16 protein-coding genes are annotated in these 18,048 nt (G+C 64.1%); 2 read left to right on the top strand and 14 right to left on the bottom strand.

Features of this window, described 5'->3' with window-relative positions:
* Positions 1-24: 24 nt before the first annotated feature.
* From BLS08_RS02075 to BLS08_RS02065, 3 genes are all read right to left on the bottom strand, one after another.
* Positions 25-3,567, bottom strand: a complete 3,543-nt coding sequence (locus tag BLS08_RS02075) for a tetratricopeptide repeat protein (RefSeq protein WP_017676495.1) — start codon at positions 3,565-3,567, stop codon at positions 25-27.
* A gap of 34 nt (positions 3,568-3,601) precedes the next feature.
* Entirely contained in the window at positions 3,602-6,373 is a 2,772-nt protein-coding gene (locus tag BLS08_RS02070) for a bifunctional glycoside hydrolase/polysaccharide deacetylase family protein (RefSeq protein WP_026088525.1), read from the bottom strand.
* Between the two features lie 367 nt (positions 6,374-6,740).
* Entirely contained in the window at positions 6,741-7,346 is a 606-nt protein-coding gene (locus BLS08_RS02065) for a glutathione S-transferase (RefSeq protein ID WP_017676493.1), read from the bottom strand.
* A gap of 81 nt (positions 7,347-7,427) precedes the next feature.
* On the opposite strand from BLS08_RS02065, the gene BLS08_RS02060 reads away from it, so the two are divergent.
* Positions 7,428-7,895: a MarR family winged helix-turn-helix transcriptional regulator gene (locus tag BLS08_RS02060; protein ID WP_017676492.1), complete on the top strand. Its 468-nt coding sequence runs from the start codon at positions 7,428-7,430 to the stop codon at positions 7,893-7,895.
* Positions 7,896-7,901: 6 nt separating this feature from the next.
* Here the strand turns inward: BLS08_RS02060 and BLS08_RS02055 are convergent, their stop codons facing one another.
* Together BLS08_RS02055 and BLS08_RS02050 are read right to left on the bottom strand one after the other, a co-directional pair.
* The gene (locus BLS08_RS02055; RefSeq protein WP_026088524.1) at positions 7,902-8,918 is read right to left on the bottom strand and encodes a zinc-dependent alcohol dehydrogenase; all 1,017 of its coding nucleotides are present in this window, start codon (positions 8,916-8,918) and stop codon (positions 7,902-7,904) included.
* Positions 8,915-9,367, bottom strand: coding sequence for a PaaI family thioesterase (locus tag BLS08_RS02050; RefSeq protein ID WP_017676490.1), 453 nt, complete (start codon positions 9,365-9,367; stop codon positions 8,915-8,917). Before BLS08_RS02050 ends, BLS08_RS02055 begins: the two co-directional genes overlap by 4 nt.
* A gap of 227 nt (positions 9,368-9,594) precedes the next feature.
* Between BLS08_RS02050 and BLS08_RS02045 the strand changes: the two genes are divergently transcribed.
* Positions 9,595-10,506: a LysR family transcriptional regulator gene (locus tag BLS08_RS02045; RefSeq protein ID WP_017676489.1), complete on the top strand. Its 912-nt coding sequence runs from the start codon at positions 9,595-9,597 to the stop codon at positions 10,504-10,506.
* A gap of 143 nt (positions 10,507-10,649) precedes the next feature.
* On the opposite strand, the gene madM is transcribed toward BLS08_RS02045, so the two are convergent.
* The 9 genes from madM to mdcA form a co-directional block, all read right to left on the bottom strand.
* Complete coding sequence (gene madM / locus BLS08_RS02040; RefSeq protein ID WP_026088523.1) at positions 10,650-11,414, bottom strand: malonate transporter subunit MadM; 765 nt, start codon at positions 11,412-11,414, stop codon at positions 10,650-10,652.
* Between the two features lie 5 nt (positions 11,415-11,419).
* Entirely contained in the window at positions 11,420-11,821 is a 402-nt protein-coding gene (gene madL, locus BLS08_RS02035; protein ID WP_017676487.1) for a malonate transporter subunit MadL, read from the bottom strand.
* Between the two features lie 62 nt (positions 11,822-11,883).
* On the bottom strand, positions 11,884-12,810 hold the full coding sequence (mdcH, locus tag BLS08_RS02030; RefSeq protein ID WP_017676486.1) for a malonate decarboxylase subunit epsilon: 927 nt from the start codon (positions 12,808-12,810) through the stop codon (positions 11,884-11,886).
* A complete protein-coding gene (locus BLS08_RS02025) occupies positions 12,807-13,442 on the bottom strand; it encodes a malonate decarboxylase holo-ACP synthase (protein WP_017676485.1) in 636 nt (211 codons plus the stop codon). Before BLS08_RS02025 ends, mdcH begins: the two co-directional genes overlap by 4 nt.
* 95 nt (positions 13,443-13,537) lie before the next feature.
* A complete protein-coding gene (gene mdcE, locus BLS08_RS02020; protein ID WP_017676484.1) occupies positions 13,538-14,344 on the bottom strand; it encodes a biotin-independent malonate decarboxylase subunit gamma in 807 nt (268 codons plus the stop codon).
* Between the two features lie 2 nt (positions 14,345-14,346).
* Positions 14,347-15,198: a biotin-independent malonate decarboxylase subunit beta gene (locus BLS08_RS02015; protein ID WP_017676483.1), complete on the bottom strand. Its 852-nt coding sequence runs from the start codon at positions 15,196-15,198 to the stop codon at positions 14,347-14,349.
* The gene (locus tag BLS08_RS02010) at positions 15,191-15,490 is read right to left on the bottom strand and encodes a malonate decarboxylase subunit delta (protein WP_017676482.1); all 300 of its coding nucleotides are present in this window, start codon (positions 15,488-15,490) and stop codon (positions 15,191-15,193) included. Before BLS08_RS02010 ends, BLS08_RS02015 begins: the two co-directional genes overlap by 8 nt.
* Position 15,491: 1 nt before the next feature.
* Positions 15,492-16,376, bottom strand: coding sequence for a triphosphoribosyl-dephospho-CoA synthase (locus BLS08_RS02005; RefSeq protein WP_017676481.1), 885 nt, complete (start codon positions 16,374-16,376; stop codon positions 15,492-15,494).
* Positions 16,376-18,037: a malonate decarboxylase subunit alpha gene (mdcA, locus tag BLS08_RS02000; RefSeq protein ID WP_026088522.1), complete on the bottom strand. Its 1,662-nt coding sequence runs from the start codon at positions 18,035-18,037 to the stop codon at positions 16,376-16,378. Before mdcA ends, BLS08_RS02005 begins: the two co-directional genes overlap by 1 nt.
* Positions 18,038-18,048: the final 11 nt, after the last annotated feature.

The raw sequence follows: 18,048 nt of genomic DNA, 5'->3' as shown, positions 1-18,048 counted from the left end.
CATTCCTCCTTTGAGAATCCTTGCTTAGCGCCCAAAGCGGGTGCTGTAGGTAATACCCATGGACCCGCCGGCATCACCCTCTCCACCACGGGGAGCGGATTGATAGCCGAGGGTCACAGCCAACTCGTCATCACCGAACAACTCGACGCCAACGCCCAGGTTGATGCCGTAGTTGAACTGCTTTTCCGTCCACTGCCAGCCGGCAATGGTGTCGACCATCCAGGTGAACTGTGGACGGGTTCGATTCAGTGCGCCGGGGAAGCCTCGGCGCCAGGTGCTGGCGACGTACACCTGGCCGTAACGATCCTGCATGAGCTCCTCGCCCAGGATCGTCGCCCCCAGCGTGGTATCGAAGGGTATGTAGGCACCTCCGTTCGCGCTCAGAAGCTCACTGGGAACCTCGCTCTCGACACTGTTCTTCTGGTAATCGAGGCCGGTACGCAGGAGCCAGGAAGGATCGTCGAAGAACAGCATGTGCCCCCACTCGACGGATACGCCATTGCCAGTGCCGAGCGCATCGCCGCTTCTCGAGCTGTAGCGGCTGTGCGTGATCGACCAGCTCAGCTGGTCACGCGCGGAAAAGCCGTGCTGACCTCTCAGGCCCAGGCCGTCACGCATACCCAGGGCGCGCAACAGCCCGGTGTCATCGACCTGCCGGTGCCAATCCACGGCGATGCCCAGTTCGTCGCGCGAGCTCAGACGCCAGGTCCGCTCGACGCCCAGGCCATGGCGATCATCGTCATCGCGCAGACTGCTGTCGAGGTACAGGCTGAGGTCGCCATCGGACAGCTCTCGACGGGTATGCAGCTTGAGATTGCGCTCGTTGCCCATCACCGCGCTGTCCAGGTTGGCGCTGTCATAGCGCATCTGGTCGAGTTGCAGATCGGCATACCAGTCGTCGCCCAGATTGCGCGCGACGCGCAAGCGAGGCCCGGAGATATCCAGGTCGCCGAAGTCCATCTTGTGCCAACCCAGCTGGATACCCTGCGGTGAGCGTTCCAGCATGCCGGTAGCCTGATAGAGCAGTTGCTGGCGAATGGACACCGGCTGCTCGTCACCCTGGGCGCTGAGCGCAGTGGCCAATGCCTCGCCGTCATGCCCCAGGCGAGCGAGAACCTCGACCTGATGTGCTACGTCCAGGCCACCGCGCTGCAGAAGACGCTGCATCTGTTCACGGTTATCGCTGCGTAGCGCCTGCTGAATCTGATCGTAATTGCCAGGTTCAAGGCCGCGTGCAGCCCCCCAAGCCAGCCAGTCGTCCTTGAGCGCCGCCTGGTTGCCCGCGTCCAGCCGCTCGAGGAAATGTTCGAACCAGAGTTGCAGCGTCGCCTGCTCGCCGTTCCACAACTGCCTGGCCTGCGCCAGCGAAACCAGCGAGCCCTGGCTACCCGCGAGCAGGCGCAGGTACATGGCATAACCTTCCGGCGTTGCGATGATGCGCGTGCGGTCCATATCCTTGAGCAATTGACGACGCAGGCGCCAGGCCAGGTCGGCATAACCCGCAGCCTCGGCAGCATCGGCGTAAGCAGCCAGCGCCAGACGATCTGATGGATTGGACTTGAGGTGTTGACGGAACCAGAGCAAGGCCTCGCCTGTGTTGTTGAGCATCATGTGACCGGTCGCATAGGGCAGCCACAAACGACTGTCAGCCACAGCCCGTGAGCGCCATTGCGGCAGCAGCGCGGCGAGGACATCGCGCTGCGCGTTGTCGATGTAGAACCAGAGCATGCGCTGACGCACCAGGTTGTCTTCCGGGAACTGGGCCAGGGCCTGCTTGTAGAACGCGCTGGCCTGCTCGTATTGCCCGTCCTGGGCGGCGAGCGCGGCACGGGCGAGCCAGTACTGCGAACTGCCACGGCCCGCTGGCGACTGCTCTGCCTCAGCCAGCAGCGCTCTGAGCGTATCCCAGTCACGCAAGGTCTCGGCCAGCTGCAATGCCACGGTCAACCGCGCAACTCTGCCGGTACGCCGCCAACTATCGACGAGGACCTGCAGGGCACGGCGCGGCTCTTTGTCCCAATAGATCCTTATCAGACGATCTTCATCATCCCGGCCCAACGGCACGTCGAGGCTGACCAGACGCTCGTATGCCGCGCGAACGTCGGCATCCCGCTCGAGTTTCCAGGCAAGGTCAGCGCGCAACTGCCAGTATTCGGGATCATCCACCTTGCTCGCATCCACGTCGGTCAGTACCGCCCAGGCCTGATCCGCCTGAAAGAGGTTCCAATGCACCTTGGCCCAGCGGATACGATCTTCGGTGGTCAGGCTCGTGCGCTGAGCCATGCTGGCCCAGAGCTCAGCCTCCTTGTCGAGCTGCTGGGTGTTCTCTAGCAGCATGCGCAGGCGCTTGCGAGCAAACAGATGATTGGGGTAGCGCTGCAGATAAGCCCGTAGCCAGGACTCCGCATCTTCAGGAGTGCCACGGACCTCATGGCTGTATACCAGCGTGTCCACTTCCTGATCCGTCATCTGCCGCTGACGGTCGATGGCCGAGAGCGTACTGACCACCTGATCGAAATCGAACAGCTGCAATGCGTAGCGCCAGACGCGCTCACGCATTGCCGGGTCTTCCTGATGAGCGAGCATCTGTACCCAGTAGTTCAATGCCTGCTGGGTATGCCCGGTCCATTCTGCCAGGCGTGCCAGTTCAGCCATCAACTCGAAATCATCGGGAGCCTGCGCCAGCAGTTGCGGCCCGAGCTGCCAGGCACGCTCGATGGCACCGGATGCCAGACTGAGGCGGAAATCGGCATTGAGTGCCCGATGATCATCGGACTTCAGGCTCAACCAGTGCTGAACGAAGCTCTCGGCAAGATCGAAGCGCTGCGCCGCCTGTGCAGCGTCCACACCTTCGGCAAGCCAATCCAGCGATTGCTGCTCGGCATTCAACTCACCAAGATGCTGTGCCAGCAGCTCCGCGGCCTGCGCGGAGTGGTTTGCAGCGCGCAAGGCATTGAATGCCTCACGCAGGTGCTCGACACGCTTTTGCGCATCCGGCTCCGCCGCGGCCAACTGCAGGTAGATTTGCGCAGCGCCACTTTGGTCATTGTTCGCCAGGCTCCACAAAGCGGCTTCGCCCAGCCAGTGAGTGCGTCGCGCGGCATCACGCTCGGCGAGCGCCTTGTAGGACGTCACGGCCACATCCAGGCCACCGATCTCCAGCGCGTAACGCGCCGTGCGCTCCAGCATGGAGTTATCCAGGTCAGCGATGTTCAGCGCCCGCAACTCCTCGATCAGCTGCGCACGCTGCGCCTCGCTGATACCGTTCGGATCGGCCTGAGCCCTGAGGATATCCAGCATCACCACATAGAACGGGGTAATGGCCAAAAGGCGGCCTTGCAGCTGTTCGAGGTACTCGCGGGCACGCTTGAAGTCACCGACCTGAATCAACTGATCGATCAGTCTCAGCCGCAGCTGGTCATCCTCGGGGTGTGCCTTGATCAGCAGTTCGGTATAGCTGATGGCCACAGCGTCAGGCGCCGTATCTGCGGCCGGAAGGAATACATCCTCGCTCTTGTAGGACAGGGCCAGCAACGCAATCACGAAGAGCGCGACAAGCACGATCATCCATGGGTTGAGCAGGCGCGTTTGGCGCTCACGTTTACTGGTTGCAGATAAGCTTTCCATCTCTCACCCGCTTCATTGGCAACTCGAAATGCCAGATACCCTTGTCAGCCTTCGCCTGAAAGCGACTGCCCCCCACCTGTACCTGACACGCCCTGTCCGAGCGAACGCTGAACGTCAGCGGGAACTCTCCCTCGAAGGAAAACGTGACGTTTCTGTCATCGTTGTAACGCCAGGCAGTCAGCGGGATGTTGGCCTCCTCCAGAGACGGACGCGGATCACGCGTTTCGCGCAGCGCCAGCACCGCCTGAGGCCCGCTGAGGTGCACGTAACGTCCCTGCGGCAGATCTCGCACACCCGCAACCCCCACGGAGCGCGACAGATCGGGCCAGCCCAGAGCCGGGTCGAGACGCAGCGTACGCATGCCCACCAGCCCCCTGACCAACCACGCGCCATCGCTGCGCTTGGCCAGGCTCGCTCGGTAGAGGCCTTCTACGCGCTGGATGTAATCGCTCATCCACAGCGACAGCGGCTGGCTGTCGACCATGGCCTGATAGGTCTGCTTCATCACCCGAATGGAGGCCTGCTTGGTACCCGAGTAGAAGTGGTAATACAGGTGAAAGCCACGCAGGCGGCGCGGGCTGTCGGTCAGCGCGAAGGTTTCCTGCACACCACGGAAGCCGTAGTAGGGCCCCGTCCATAGATTCGTATAGACGTTCTCGTTGATCACCGGCGCGTAGAAGTGCAGGCCTCCGGGGGTCGGACGAATCAATGGATAGAGGCCGGTCAGCGAAGGGTAGGCATTGGTCAGAACCGTGTTGCCGCCGTTGACGTTGGGCAGACCGCTGTCATAGGCCAGCTTGAGCGTCTCGGCACTGGGCATGGCATCACCCGACCAGAAGATCATCTTCACCGGCTTCTCAGGCGTGGTCAGGCGCTGGTTGATGTAGTCGCGTGCGCCCACGACCTCGCGCTGCATGTCCAGCGTCTTGTAGCCTGGAATGGCCATCATGTAGCCGTACTGCGCCTCGAAGTCCTCACGTTGCGACGACTTCTCCGGCTGCCAGAAGAACGGGTGACTGAAGGTGTGGCTGGCGACTTCGACCTTTGGGTCGGCAAAGATCTTGCGGGCGATCGGCTCCAGCTCCCGAGCCAGGTGCGGATACATGCCCTTGGGGCCGACCTCACCTTCGATCACCGACACCGAAGTCAGCAACGGATAGGGGGTGATGAAATCATCCAGTACCTGGATACCGGAGTAAGGCGTACCAGTTACCTCGGCGCGGGAAACGAAACCATCGCCATCGAGGTGCACGGTGGCGATCCGTCGGCCGTTTTCCGTCGTCGTGTCAGGTCTGGGGATGGGAGGCAAGGCGAAGGCGCGCTGGAGGAAAGCGAAGGGGTCGACGATCCAGCGACGGTGATCCAGCCCCTCTTCGAATACATAGGGCGTCAGCACGTATCCGCCCCAACTGCCCGTGGCGACAGGGACATAGCGCCTTTCACCACTACGCAGAGCCACAGCGGCCTGGGTCACGTCAGGATTGGTAACCGTCAGCGCGGGCAGCTCCCGGGTACGCAAGCGCATGGGTGCCTCGAACCCACCGACCAGCGCCGCATCATGCGATTCCAGCACGGCGTCATCGGCAATCGGCTGCGACAGGGTGCGAATACCAAGACGGCTGAGCAGGCTGTCGTTGTCCAGCGGCAGACCGGAAAAGAAAGCCAGCGGTACCTGTTCATCGAGCCGCTTGTTCAGCCAATCCTCGAAGATGTCGCGCTTCTCCGGGGCACCACTGGTCATCCAGACCACGACGCCGGCATACAGTCCCTTGAGCGAACGTTGCGGCAGCGACGCGTCGGCAGGCCAGTAGTCGACACGATATCCCAGGTACTCGAGCAGCCCGCCAAGATAGATATGGCCCGGGTTGTCCTCGAGCTCACCTTCCCGAGGGTCATAGACCAGACCGATACGCCGTGGCTGGACCTCGATGGAGCTCACCCCCAACGCATTCAATTCAGGCGACGTGATGTAGGGAATGAAGCCCTCACGAACCAGGCGAGCGGCAAGCTCGCGTGACTCCTTACGCTGCTCTGGCGGCAGGTACTCGATCGCCACGACCGGAATGCCTTTTGACCGTGCGTCATTGAGGTGCGGCAGCAACCAGTCGCGATCACGCTGCGGCACCTGGCGATAACCGCCCCCTGCAGCGTCCCATCCTGCATACAGGGACTCTACGGCCACGGCAGAAGCGACGCCCGGCAGCTCGGGTAGAACATCGAAGCCGCGATTGAAGAACAACTTGAGTTCGGGCTCGCAGCGATGCATCTGCTGTAGAAGACTTTTCAGGGCCAGGCGCTGCGGTTCCTGAAAAGCTTTGGGTTGGAGATGGAAACTGTCCAGCGTATCGAGAAAAACGCCGTCGTAACCTTGCCCTTTCAGAGCACTGGCTCGGCCAAGGAGATAGTCGCGCCAGGCGGATGCATCGAGATCCATGACCTGACTGTTCCAGGCACTGTTTCTGATGCTGCTGGCAGCGTCCTTCAAGCCGGCCGCGGTGAGATCACCATGGTATTCACCGACCGACAGGTAAGCGAACACCGTGCGGCCCTGGGCCTTGAGATAAGCGAGGTCGGAAGCGGAGACATGTCCGGGTTCAACAACCACCCACTCGAACTGCGAAAGCTCGGGGAGCGGCGGCTCATCGGCGTACCAGAAAGCTACGCTGGAGGGCTGGGCAAGTGCTGTACTAGCGAAAAACGCAACGGCCAGGCTGAAAAGCCCGGCTATTCCATTTGAGAATTTCAACTGATCAACCCACTGAACTGAAAAGCGCTTGCACGCCTACTTCTCTCAGAAACCTCTGGCGAGGTGTCCCCCCGTCACTTGCTGAAACTCTAGTCGACCCCTGGACTTTGAGCACAATCGTGACGCTTATATGTATCGGCATTGAATCAGCACGACCAATAAACTGTCAATTTTCCGATATGCAGCTCAGACAGGCGGCATTTGCACCCAGGAAAAGTCAATTAAATGACTAAAACGGAGCAATATGCGCGCCGGAATAATAGCTTTTTGGCATCACGCCAAGCAACCTTGCGCCAGAGACTCGACAATCCTCGCCTCGCCATTGCAACGCAGAGGTGAAACTCACTCCCTCAGCACTGCCGAACTCTCACACCGGCGCACTGGCCTGCATGGAGGCGCGCTGGGCGAAGGTCTGCTGGAAGGCGGCCAGGCCAGGATGAGCGGCGCGCCAATCGAGATCGGAGAAGCGGAAGTCCAGGTAGCCCAGCGCGCAGGCGACGCCGATCTGCCCCAGGTCGAGCGGGCCCTGTAGTCGTTCGACTTGGCGTTCCAGCTCCGCCAAAGCCCGCTGGATCTTACCCAGCTGCCCCTCCAGCCAGGCTGGCCATTGCAGCTCGGTGGGTCGTGCGGCGCGCTCGTATCGCGCCAGCAGTGCCGCGTCCATCAGGCCGTCAGCCAGTGCCGCCAGGCGCAGCACCTGCCAGCGCGCAGCACCGTCCGGTAGCAGCTTCGGACCTTGATGCAGGGTGTCGAGGTATTCGCAGATCACTCGGCTGTCATACAGCGCCTCACCGTCGTCGCTCAGCAGTACTGGAATCTTGCCCAGCGGGTTGAGGGAATTGACCCGCTCGTTGAGCGTGGTGGGCAGCACGGCGGTGTCGAGCAATTCGATTCGGTCCAACAGGCCGGTTTCTGCAGCCAGTACGCGAACCTTGCGAGCGAAGGGTGAGGCAGCGGCGTAGATCAGTTGCATGCGCGTGTTCCTGTGTCGTGTTGTGAGAAAGCCGGTCGAAGCCTTAGGCTGTGCGCCACCTCAACCGGCGTGAATGTCCCCATGGTCATCGAGAAAAAGATCAACACGGCGTCCGTGAACCTGAAGTCGCTGGATCCGCTCGACCATAGCCTCGAGCTGCTGCACTTCGGCTTCCGTGGCCTGACGGTGGCGGCCGACCGCTTTCTCGAAGCGCGTGGGCTGTCCCGTGTGCACCACCGTATTCTGTATGTGATCGCCCGCGTCGATGCAATCAGCGTCGGTGAACTGGCCATAACCCTGGGCGTCAGCAACCAGGCGCTGCATCGCCCGCTGTCGCATCTGTTCGAGCAGGTGCTGGTGCAGTACACCCGCGAACCGGGCCGGCATCGCTTCAAGCTGCTGGCACTGAGCGAGGCAGGCTCGGCGCTGGAAGCCGAAGCCACCGAGCTGGAGCGGCGCACCCTGCGTGACGCCTTCGCCACCACCGACGCCGACGGTCAGGACGCCTGGCGCCGGGTGATGTTGGCGCTGGCCGAACAGCTCAACTGAGTACGCTCAAGTGATGCGCTCGCGCACCACGATGCACTTGGTCAGCGGCTGAATCAGCGCCTGCGGCGCATCCTCCCAGCCCACCACCTGTGGATTGACCAGCAGGGGATCACAGCAGCCGCTGTGCACCAGATCCAGCACCTTGGGAATATGCTGCTGCACGCTGCAGGCACCGACCGAGAAGGTGACGTCGCGCAGGTACATGTCGAACAGCGGAATCTTCGGGTCGTCGAAGATGATGCCGATGCACGAGCAATGCCCGCCGGGTGCCAGCGCCAACAGGCCACGGCGCAGCGCCTGATGATCACGGGTAGCGGAGATAACCAGGTCATAGCTGCGGTCGAGATCGCGCCCTGCCAGATCGACACCCGCGCCGCTGCGCGCGGCAAGCTGCTGGCGCAGTGGATGCTCATCGAGGTAGTCGACGCTCGCAGCTCCCGCGGCACGTGCCATCTGTACGGCCAGTACACCAAGACTTTCCGTGCCGCCAACCACCAATACACGGGCATCCTGCCGTGTGGCCAGCGGCCGGCTGGCGGCCACCCAGGCATCGGTGAGGTTGTCGCTGGCGCTGGACACGGCCACGGGGTCGAGCCCGGCCGGCAAGGGCACCAGCATGGCGTCGGCGAACGGCACCAGCACCATTTCCGAGAACAATCCACCCCAATGCCCGCCTGCCGGCACACCGTAAGCGGCCATGCGCGGCACCGAGGTACAAGCACTGGAGCGCCCGGCCAGGCATTGAGTACAGCTGCCGCAGGCGATCTTCCAGGGCACCGAAACCAGATCGCCACGGCGCAGGTTACGCACGGCCGACCCGACTTCCAGCACCTCGGCCACACATTCATGGCCCAGCGCGAAGGGCGGCTTGAACGGCGTGGTGCCAGCGATCAGGCGACGATCCAGATCACAGGAGGCCGAGGCGATGGGCCTGACCAATGCACTGGCCGCAGTAGCAAGTTGTGGATCGGGCGCCTCGACCCAGGCCAGTTGGCCGGGGCCCTGAACCATAAGCTCCTTCATGCCTTGGCCGCTCCGATGACGAAGGTGGTGGTGGCCTTGGCGCACAGCTTGCCCTGCGCATCGAGGATCTGCGCGTCGCAGATCGCCAGACTGCGGGTGCGCTCGACCACCCAGCCGCGCACCTGATAGACCTCGCCGGGGCGCAGCGGACGCACGTACTTGACGTTGAGATCCACTGTCGAGTGCGGCACGTCCACCTCCAGGATGGAGAACAGCGCCAGCGCCGCGGCGCCGTCCAGGCAGGTGGCGGCGAAACCACCATGCACGGCGCCAGCCGGGTTGAGATGACGCTGATCCGGACGCCCCTCCAGGGTGATGCTGCCCGCCTCCACCTGCACCGCATGGATACCCATGGTCTCGCCGATTGAGGGCGCCGGCAGTTCGCCGCGGATCAGCGCTTGCAGGGCCTTCAGGCCGGAGGTCACGGGCAGCGAAGCGAAATCGTTCATGGCGGTACTCCTCAAAAAGAGACAATTCTCGGCGCAGGCATTGCCTGTACAGATGCAGGACTGTTCTTACGGTAGTGCCTGCTCGGCATTCACATCAACACTATTGAAGTGACAAACGACCGGGCATTTCAGACAGCGCGCCATCTGCCACCAAAGTCGCACCGAGCGATCACCGCTGACCGGCGTGGATGCGGCACAATCAGCCATCGCAGGAAAAGGACAGGCCCATGCTGATCGATGAAGAACTGACCCTGAAAAAGCTGGAGGTCTTTCTCGCCTTCATGCGCAGTGGCAACCTGGCGCGTGCCGCCAACGAGTTGCAGACCAGCAACGTCAGCGTGCACCGCGCCATCCATTCGCTGGAAAGCGCGCTGCGCTGCCCGCTGTTCAAGCACGAGGGGCGCAACCTGATCCCCCTGGAAAGCGCCTATGTACTGGAAGAGAAAGCCCAGAAGCTGATCCAGGACGCCCAGGAGATGGTGCGCCTGACCCGCGAGGCGGCCGGCTTCGGCGCCGAGCGCTTCAAGCTCGGGGCGCTCTACTCGCTGACGGTGAAGACCGTGCCGCAACTGATCATGGGCCTGAAACTACGGCGCAGCGAGCTGAACATCGACCTGGTGCTCGGTTCCAACGTCGACCTGCTGTACAAGCTGAAGAACATGGAGCTGGACGCCATCCTCATCGCCCTCGACGACAGCGTCAGCGACCCGGATTGCGAGCAACTGGCGCTGTTCTCCGACGACATTTTCCTCGCCGCACCCAACGACTCGCCCTTCGCCGATCACGCCGAAGTGGACCTGGCCGATCTGCGCGATTCGACCTTCATCACCCTGACCCAGGGCTACGCCACCTTCCGCGACGGCGAGCGCGTGTTCAAGCAGGCCGGCTTCGAGCCCAAGGTGGCGATGCAGGTGAAAGACATCTTCACCCTGCTCAGCATGGTCAGTTCCGGCGTCGGTTATGCCCTGCTACCGGGGCGCGTGGCGGCGGTATACGAGAACCGCGTAAAGCTGATCCCGCTGCAGGCCAAGTACCACTTGCAGCAGCATATCGGCGTGGTCTTTCTCAAGGCCAAGGAACGCGACCCGAACCTGCTGGCGCTGCTCGCCGAATGCCGGATGTATAGCCGGCAATCTTAGGAGCCGAGAATGAACTTACCCGCAGGCGTGGCACGGCTGTAGGAGCCGGCTTGCCGGCGATCAGGGCAAGAGTATCGCCCGCAAGCGGGCTCCTACATGATCGCGGGGGTATAGAAAAAGCCCGCCACAAGGGCGGGCAAAGGTCAGCCCAGAAGGCCTCGCATCAGAAAGTAGAGCAACGATGGGCCGAGCAGGCAGCCCAGGGCGGTGTAGAACGCCGCGGTCAGACAGCCGTAGGGCACCAGCTTCGGATCGGTCGCAGCCAAGCCGCCGGCCACGCCGCTGGAGGTGCCCATCAGGCCGCCGAAGATCACCGCGCTGCGCGGATTGTTCAGGCCGATATAGGGCGCAATGAAGGGCGTCGCCACCATCACCAGAATCGCCTTGATCAGGCCGGCAGCAATCGACAGCGCCATCACGTCGGAGCTGGCGCCGATGGCTGCACCGGTTACCGGGCCAACGATATAGGTCACCGCGCCGGTGCCGATGGTGGTCAGACTGACCACGTCGGTGTAACCAAAGGCCATGGCCACCCCGACACCCGCCACGAAGGAGGCGAAGACGCCGACGAACAGCGCCAGCACCCCGGCGAAACCGGCGCGCTTGAGCTCCTCGACACTGACACCGAAGCCAGTGGCGACGATGGCGAAGTCACGCAACATGGCACCACCGAGCAGGCCGATGCCGGCGAACAGCGGAATATCCACCAGGCCTTTCTGCCCGCCGGTGTAAGCCCCGCCGATATAGGACAGCAGCAAGCCAAGCAGGATGGCGATGGCCGAGCCGTGCAGGCGGCCCTTGGTGAACTTGTCGGAAATCCAGTACGACACCCACATGGTGATGCCGATGATGGCGAAGCCGCTGAGCAGGCCGTAGCCGGTAATGACCTTCATCAAAGATTCGTACATGGCAGTCACCGTGGCGCTTTGTTCAGGGAGGGGGCTACGTCGGTTTCAGGCTTCTTTTGCCCGATGCGGCTCAGTGCGGGGACCAGCGCAAAACCGATGGCGACGGCAGCGGTGCCAGCGAGAATCGCCATCGGGCCGCCTTTGAGGGCACCGTAGACGTTCTGCTGGGCGGCCATGGCGACCACGATGGGGATGTAGATGGCGCTCCAGAACTCCACGCCCTGTTCCGACTTGCCGGTTAACAGGCCGCGCTTGCTCAGGTAACTGCCGAGGAAGATCAGCAGAATCATGGCGATACCGACACCGCCAACGTTGGCGGGCACGCCGATGAGTTTGCCCAGCAGTTCACCGATAAAGATGCCTGCCAGGGTGCAGAACGCCAGGAAGGCGACACCGTAGATGATCATTGTTGTTGTCCTCGTCTTACGTATCGAAGTTGTTGTTTTTGTGCTTCGGTAAACGCTACGGCTCAGCGGTCGCGGCTTACCTCCTGACGCAACATGGCGTCGAGTGTATCCAGACGTGCGCCCTCGAAGGCGATTGCCTGGCCGGCATCGAAGACGCGCCGGGCGAGCCCGGTCAGCACGCCACCGGGCGGGAGTTCCAGGTGCAGACGCACGCCGCGCTCATAGGCGGTAACGAGGGTGGCCTGCCAGTCGACGACGCGGCTCATGTTCATGGCCAGGTCATCGCGCAAGATTTCGGGATCACGGATCAGGCGCGCCGAGCTGCTGCTCAGGTAGCGCACCTGCGGTGTACACAGCTTGACCTTGGCGAACGCAGTGGCCAGTTCGCGGGCCGGCTCATCGAGCAGTTCGCAGTGCGACGGCACGCTCATGGCCAGGCGCTTGGCCATACCGGCGCCAAGGGTGCGAGCGCGCTCGGCCACGGCTGCCATGGCGGCATCGCTGCCAGCGATCACCAGCTGGGTTTCAGCGTTGATATTGCCCAGGTACACAGGGCCTTCGGCTTCGGCCAGCAGGCGTTCGACGCTGGCCTGGTCGAGGCCGAGAATGGCGGTCATGCCATGGCCACTGGGATAGGCGCGCTGCATCAGCTCGCCACGCAGGGCGACCAGGCGTACGGCATCGGCAAACTCCAGCGCGCCGGCCACCACGGCAGCGGCATAGGCGCCGATGGAAAGCCCGGCGACATAGTCCGGGTGATGCCCGCGTTCGCTGAGCAGGCGTGCGGTGGCGACGCCGGCGATCAGCAGGCAAAGCTGCACGGCACGGGTGTTTTGCAGCGCTTCTGCCGAATCCAGCAGGCGTACGTCCTCGTCCAGCGCCGCGCTGGCATGCTCGATACAGACCTGCACCACCGGCGCATCGGGCAATGCCTGCAGCATCCCAGGCTGCTGCGCGCCCTGGCCGGGGAAGGCCCAGAGCGTGCTCACGCCGCCACCTGCTGCGATTGCCAGGGGTCGCTGACCAGCAGCGGCCCGTTCTGGGTTTTCAGCAACACGCGTGGCGCCTCGCTGGCCCATTCACGCAGCGCCACGGCGCCGTAAGGAGTTTCCAGTTGCAGGTCGATACGCCCCGGCGCCTCGTCCAGCACGGCACACAGTGCACGCGCCCAGTCGCGGGGCAACTGATGAGGGGTTCGTAACGACAGGTCGAGATCGCTGTCCGGGTGTGCGGCGCTGATGCCGCTGGCCAGTTCGAAGCCCAGACTGCCGGTTACGCCCCAGGCCAGGCCCAGGGCATCGAAACGTGGTGCCAGTTGGCTCAAGGCACGCAACGCCGGCCAATGCGGCCGGGCATGACTGCGCCAGCGCCCGGCCCTGGCCACCGCCTGCGGGCTGACCAGACGGCTGATCTCGCTCACACGCATCCAGGTGGCATGCCGCTGTTCACGCGCGGTGCCACGAATACCCACCGCGACCCAGCCGGATTCAGCCGGCGCACGGCGCACCACCACCGGCACATGCCCGCCCAGGGCGGCACGAGCCCAGGCCGGCGCCTCCTGCGGCAGGTGCTCAGGGCGCAGGCCCCAGAGCAGATCATGTGGACGGGGTGTCGGGTGCATCGACCTTTCCTCTGTAGGGTGCGCCGTGCGCACCGGGCTATCGAAAAACTCTCTGGTGCGCACGGCGCACCCTACGGTGGCCGTTCACACCCTGTTCACCACTGCGCGCGCAAGGCCTCGCGCACCTGACTGGAAGCCGCGCGGTTGGCGGCGCCCAGGCGGTTGCGCAGGTCGCGCGGGCTGCCGGCGATGTCGGCCAGAGCGCGGCTCAGGGCGTCCTGCACGCGGGCCAGATCAGCACGGGTCGGCTGCGTCACCTGCTCGACATCGAGCACATCCGCGAGCAGGCCGAGCGAGGCGTAGCTATCCAGGTCGTAGGCCATCGGCGGCACGCTGGCAGCCAGCACCTCCAGCTCGTCGACGCTGCGCAGGGTGATACGCGCGGCGGCGGCCTTGCCCATGGCATGCACCATCACCCCGGCATCGCGCAGGGCGATCAAGCGGTTGGCCTGATAGCCGTGGGCGAGGAAGGCGCCGGACATGGCCTTGCCCACCAGCAGGCCGATCACTGCATGCCCGGCCAGACGAGCACGGGCGTAAGCGTCCACCGCGCCGGCCAGCGCCTGGTGGATGCCATAGGCTTCCTCACGGCGGCCGTAGGCCTGGCTCGGCACGTCGACGATGGCGATCAGCGCACGTTTGTGGGGGTTATCGCGATCCGCCTCGATGGCTTCGTCCACCGCCTGTGCCAAACCCCAGCCTTCGAGCAGGCCAACCTCGCCATTGCGGGCGCGGGGGAAAGGATTGTTGGCATCGGCGATCACCGCCAGATAGCGCACCGCCTGGCCAGCCAATTCACCATCGGCCACGCGCAGCGAAGCAGGCAAACCTGGTTGCGGCTGGGCATCGCCGGCCAGCGCCTGGAACCAGTGCAGGCCACGTTGTTCCTGTGCAGTTGTCATGTTCATGCTCCCTGGTAGGCGCTGCGCACGGCAGCGGCATCGGCCTGGACGGCGGTGTCGACAGCGCGCAGGCGCTGCAGGAACCAGGCGTGGTGACGGCTGCGTTCCAACGCGGGTTTACCCTTGGCGAACAGCCCATGCAGCTCGCTGCGAATGGCGTCGACGTCATCGGCTACATAGCCATCCACCAGACCGCTGGCGTGGCGCTGCTCGCCGCCGGTCAGGCTCCAGATAAAGGGACGGTCGCGCGAGTCGTACTCGTCCAGCCCGGCCTCCTGTTCGATCACCTGCGGGCCGTTGAGCCCCAGACGCGCCTCGCGGGTCACCAGCAGGTAGCTGCACAGCCCGGCGGCGATGGACATGCCGCCGAAGCAACCGACCGGGCCGGCGACCAGGCCGATCACCGGCTGATACTGGCGCAGCTCGACGATGGCAGCCTGTATCTCGGCGATGGCCGCCAGGCCCAGGTTGGCTTCCTGCAGGCGCACGCCACCTGTTTCCAGCAGCAGCACGGCGCGGGTCGGCGTGCCGGCCTTGTTGTCTTCAGCCGCCAGTTCCAGGGCGCCGGCGATTTTCGCCCCACCCACTTCGCCGAGGCTGCCGCCCTGGAAGGCACCTTCGATGGCGATCACCACCGCAGGCTGACCGTCGATCAACCCCTTGGCCACCACCACGCCGTCATCGGCCTGCGGCACGATGCCCTGCTTGGGCAGCCAGGGCGACATCAGCCGGGCGAAGGGGTCGAGCAACTCACGGAAACTGCCGGCGTCGAGCAGCGCGCGAGCCCGCTGACGAGCACCCAATTCGGTAAAGCTGCGCTGCGCCAGCAAGCGCGCAATGTTCTGATCAGCCATGGTTCAGTTCCTCCAGGCCTTGCTCCAGGCGCAGGCGCACCACACCCGGCGTGGCGCCGAAATCATGGATGGCGATGTTCAGCGCGGGCAGCTGCTGCTCGCGGAACATGCGTTCGAACAAAAGTTGCCAGCGCGGCGCGCTGCCGTTCACCGAGGTCACCACCTGGATCGCCAGGGTGCCGGCCTGACCGGGTTCGAGCAGTACTTCCAGGTCGCCGGAGCCGACGCAACCCACCAGCGCGCGACCTTGGGCCGGTTGCCCGGCAGGAAATTGAAAAGACAGGGTTTCCATTTCACAGACTCCCAAGCTGCGCCGGCAGGTCATGCTGCAGGCGGTCGAGGAACAGGGTGGCGGCGAGCAGATCGGCAGAGCCGCCAGGCGAGGCGCGCAGGCGCAGCATGTCGCGTTCGAGGTCGCGCAAATGGCGACGGCCGTCGAGGCTGGCGCAGCCGCCGGCAGCGAGCACCGCGCGAGCACCGCTCTGCATGCAAGTCAGTCCGGCCATACCGGCGCGGTAGAGCACGCAGGTGTCGGCCAACTGGGTCATGATCGCCAGCAAGGCATCGAGACGGGCGTTCTGCTCCCCTGCCCCGGCAGCGCGGCTGCGCGCCAGTTGCGGCAGCGCCTGCTGGATCACCGCGGGGAAGCCAAGCTGCGCTTCCTCACGGGCGCCATGCACACCGTACAGACGGCAAACCTGCGCGCCATGGCTGTCGCCAGTGACGGGCGCGGCGCGGTCATTGAGCAGGGCCAGGCGTGCGGCGCGTACGGCGACCTGCTCTGCTGCCAACTCGCGGGGTTCGAGTGCAGCAGCAGCACTGAGCAGACCCAGCGCCCAGATTGCGCCGCGATGGGTGTTGACGCCGCCAGTGACGCGCAGCATCTCCACCTCACCTTCGCGACCAATGCGGCCTAGGTCTTCACGCAGGTGTAAATTGATCTCGCCACGTTGCTGCGCGGCCTCGGCCATGGCCTTGAAGCTCGGCCACAGGGCCAGCGCCGAGGCGTGCATCAGGCCCAGGTGCAGGTCGGTGTGCGCGCCGCTGCCACGCCGGTCGACCAGACCCGGCTTGGGCGACAGGTCGGCCTCGTCGATCAGCGCGTCGACGGCCAGGTCGGCCAGCCAATCGCCCAGGGACAGCGAGAGCTCTGGCTGAATTGCATTCAGTGCATTCATCACCAGCTCCTGAACTTGGCGGGCGGGTTGTACAGGCCGCCCGACCACTCGACCAGCTCGGCGATGCTTTTGGCTGCGAGCAGTTCGCGGCTGGCGTCGGTGCGGCGGATGCCGAGGTCTTCGGGCAGGGCGATCAGCCCTTCGCGGCGCATGCGCGCGGTTTCTTTCGGGTCATGACGCAGGCCGATGGCGGTGACGCCGGCGACCGCGGCGATCATCGCCTGGCGCTCTTCCAGGGTGCGTGCCTTGTACAGGTAGGCGATGCCTTCCTCGGTGAGCAGGTGGGTGACGTCGTCGCCGTAGATCATGATCGGTGCCAGCGGCATGCCGACCTTCTTCGCCACGTCCACCGCATCGAGCTGCTCGACGAAGGTGGGCTTGCCGCCTTCCTGGAAGGTCTCGACCATCTGCACCACCAGCTTCTTGCCACGCTCGAGCAGCGGCGCTTCGCTGTCGCCCGGGCGCATGTCCAGCCAGGCAGGCGTCGAATGACGCCGACCACGCGGGTCATGGCCCATGTTCGGCGCGCCGCCGAAACCGGCCAGGCGGCCACGGGTGACGGTGGAAGAATGCCCATCGCCGTCCACTTGCAGCGTGGCGCCGATAAACAGGTCGACCGCGTACTGCCCGGCCAGCTGACACATCATGCGGTTGGAGCGCATCGAGCCGTCGCGGCCGGTGAAGAACACGTCCGGGCGCTGGGCAATGTAGTTCTCCATGCCCAGCTCGGTGCCGAAGCAGTGCACGCTTTCCACCCAGCCGGTCTCGATAGCCGGGATCAGCGTCGGGTGCGGGTTGAGCGTCCAGTTGCGGCAGATCTTGCCCTTCAGGCCCAGCGACTCACCGTAGGTGGGCAGGATCAACTCGATGGCGGCGGTATTGAAACCGATACCGTGGTTGAGCGACTGAACCTTGTGTTTTTCGTAGATACCGCGAATCGCCATCATCGCCATCAACACATGTACCGACGTGATATGGCGCGGGTCGCGGGTAAACAGCGGCTCGATATAGAACGGCTTGTCGGCCACCACCACGAAGTCGACCCAGGAGGCGGGAATGTCGACGCGCGGCAACTCGTCGACGATCTCGTTGACCTGGAAGATCACGATGCCGTCGCTGAACGCCGTGGGCTCGACCAGCGCCGGGGTGTCCTCGGTGCTCGGGCCGGTGTAGATGTTGCCGTGGCGGTCGGCCTGAAAGCCGGCGACCAGGGCGACGTTGGGGATCAGATCCACCAGCAGGCGCGAGTACAGCTCGATGTAGGTGTGGATAGCGCCGACTTCCATCTGCCCGTCTTCGAGCAGTTGGCCGATGCGCAGGCTCTGCGGCCCGGCGAAGGAGAAGTCGAGCTTGCGGGCGATGCCGCGTTCGAACAGATCGAGATGCTCGGCGCGGCTGACGCTGGGCATGATCATGTGCAGGTCGTGCAGGCGGCCCGGGTCGGCCTTGGCCAGCGAGCGGGAGAGAAAGTCCGCCTGCTTCTGGTTGTTGCCTTCGAGCACCACGCGATCGCCGGGGGCGATCAAGGCTTCGAGGGCCGCGACGATCTTGTCGCTGGGCAGGACCACGCCATCGGCGAGGTTGCGCACCTGATCGAGTCGCCGGGCTTTTTCAGCGCGACGACGCGACCACTGCGGCGGTGGGGATATTGTTGTTGTCATTGAAGACTCCA

Origin of the sequence: Ectopseudomonas chengduensis (assembly GCF_900102635.1) — a bacterium.
GTDB classification, from domain to species: domain Bacteria; phylum Pseudomonadota; class Gammaproteobacteria; order Pseudomonadales; family Pseudomonadaceae; genus Aquipseudomonas; species Aquipseudomonas chengduensis.
The sequence above is the reverse complement of the archived record's forward strand: the minus strand, read 5'-3'. Positions and strand labels throughout refer to the sequence as shown.

Bases quoted from the DNA above. Each gene is read 5' to 3' on its own strand.
- BLS08_RS02075 (WP_017676495.1), bottom strand. From the start codon at position 3,567: ATGATCGTGCTTGTCGCGCTCTTCGTGATTGCGTTGCTGGCCCTGTCC.
- BLS08_RS02065 (WP_017676493.1), bottom strand. From the start codon at position 7,346: ATGCAACTGATCTACGCCGCTGCCTCACCCTTCGCTCGCAAGGTTCGC.
- BLS08_RS02060 (WP_017676492.1), top strand. From the start codon at position 7,428: ATGGTCATCGAGAAAAAGATCAACACGGCGTCCGTGAACCTGAAGTCG.
- BLS08_RS02055 (WP_026088524.1), bottom strand. From the start codon at position 8,918: ATGAAGGAGCTTATGGTTCAGGGCCCCGGCCAACTGGCCTGGGTCGAG.
- BLS08_RS02050 (WP_017676490.1), bottom strand. From the start codon at position 9,367: ATGAACGATTTCGCTTCGCTGCCCGTGACCTCCGGCCTGAAGGCCCTG.
- BLS08_RS02045 (WP_017676489.1), top strand. From the start codon at position 9,595: ATGCTGATCGATGAAGAACTGACCCTGAAAAAGCTGGAGGTCTTTCTC.
- madM (WP_026088523.1), bottom strand. From the start codon at position 11,414: ATGTACGAATCTTTGATGAAGGTCATTACCGGCTACGGCCTGCTCAGC.
- madL (WP_017676487.1), bottom strand. From the start codon at position 11,821: ATGATCATCTACGGTGTCGCCTTCCTGGCGTTCTGCACCCTGGCAGGC.
- BLS08_RS02025 (WP_017676485.1), bottom strand. From the start codon at position 13,442: ATGCACCCGACACCCCGTCCACATGATCTGCTCTGGGGCCTGCGCCCT.
- mdcE (WP_017676484.1), bottom strand. From the start codon at position 14,344: ATGACAACTGCACAGGAACAACGTGGCCTGCACTGGTTCCAGGCGCTG.
- BLS08_RS02015 (WP_017676483.1), bottom strand. From the start codon at position 15,198: ATGGCTGATCAGAACATTGCGCGCTTGCTGGCGCAGCGCAGCTTTACC.
- BLS08_RS02010 (WP_017676482.1), bottom strand. From the start codon at position 15,490: ATGGAAACCCTGTCTTTTCAATTTCCTGCCGGGCAACCGGCCCAAGGT.
- BLS08_RS02005 (WP_017676481.1), bottom strand. From the start codon at position 16,376: ATGAATGCACTGAATGCAATTCAGCCAGAGCTCTCGCTGTCCCTGGGC.
- mdcA (WP_026088522.1), bottom strand. From the start codon at position 18,037: ATGACAACAACAATATCCCCACCGCCGCAGTGGTCGCGTCGTCGCGCT.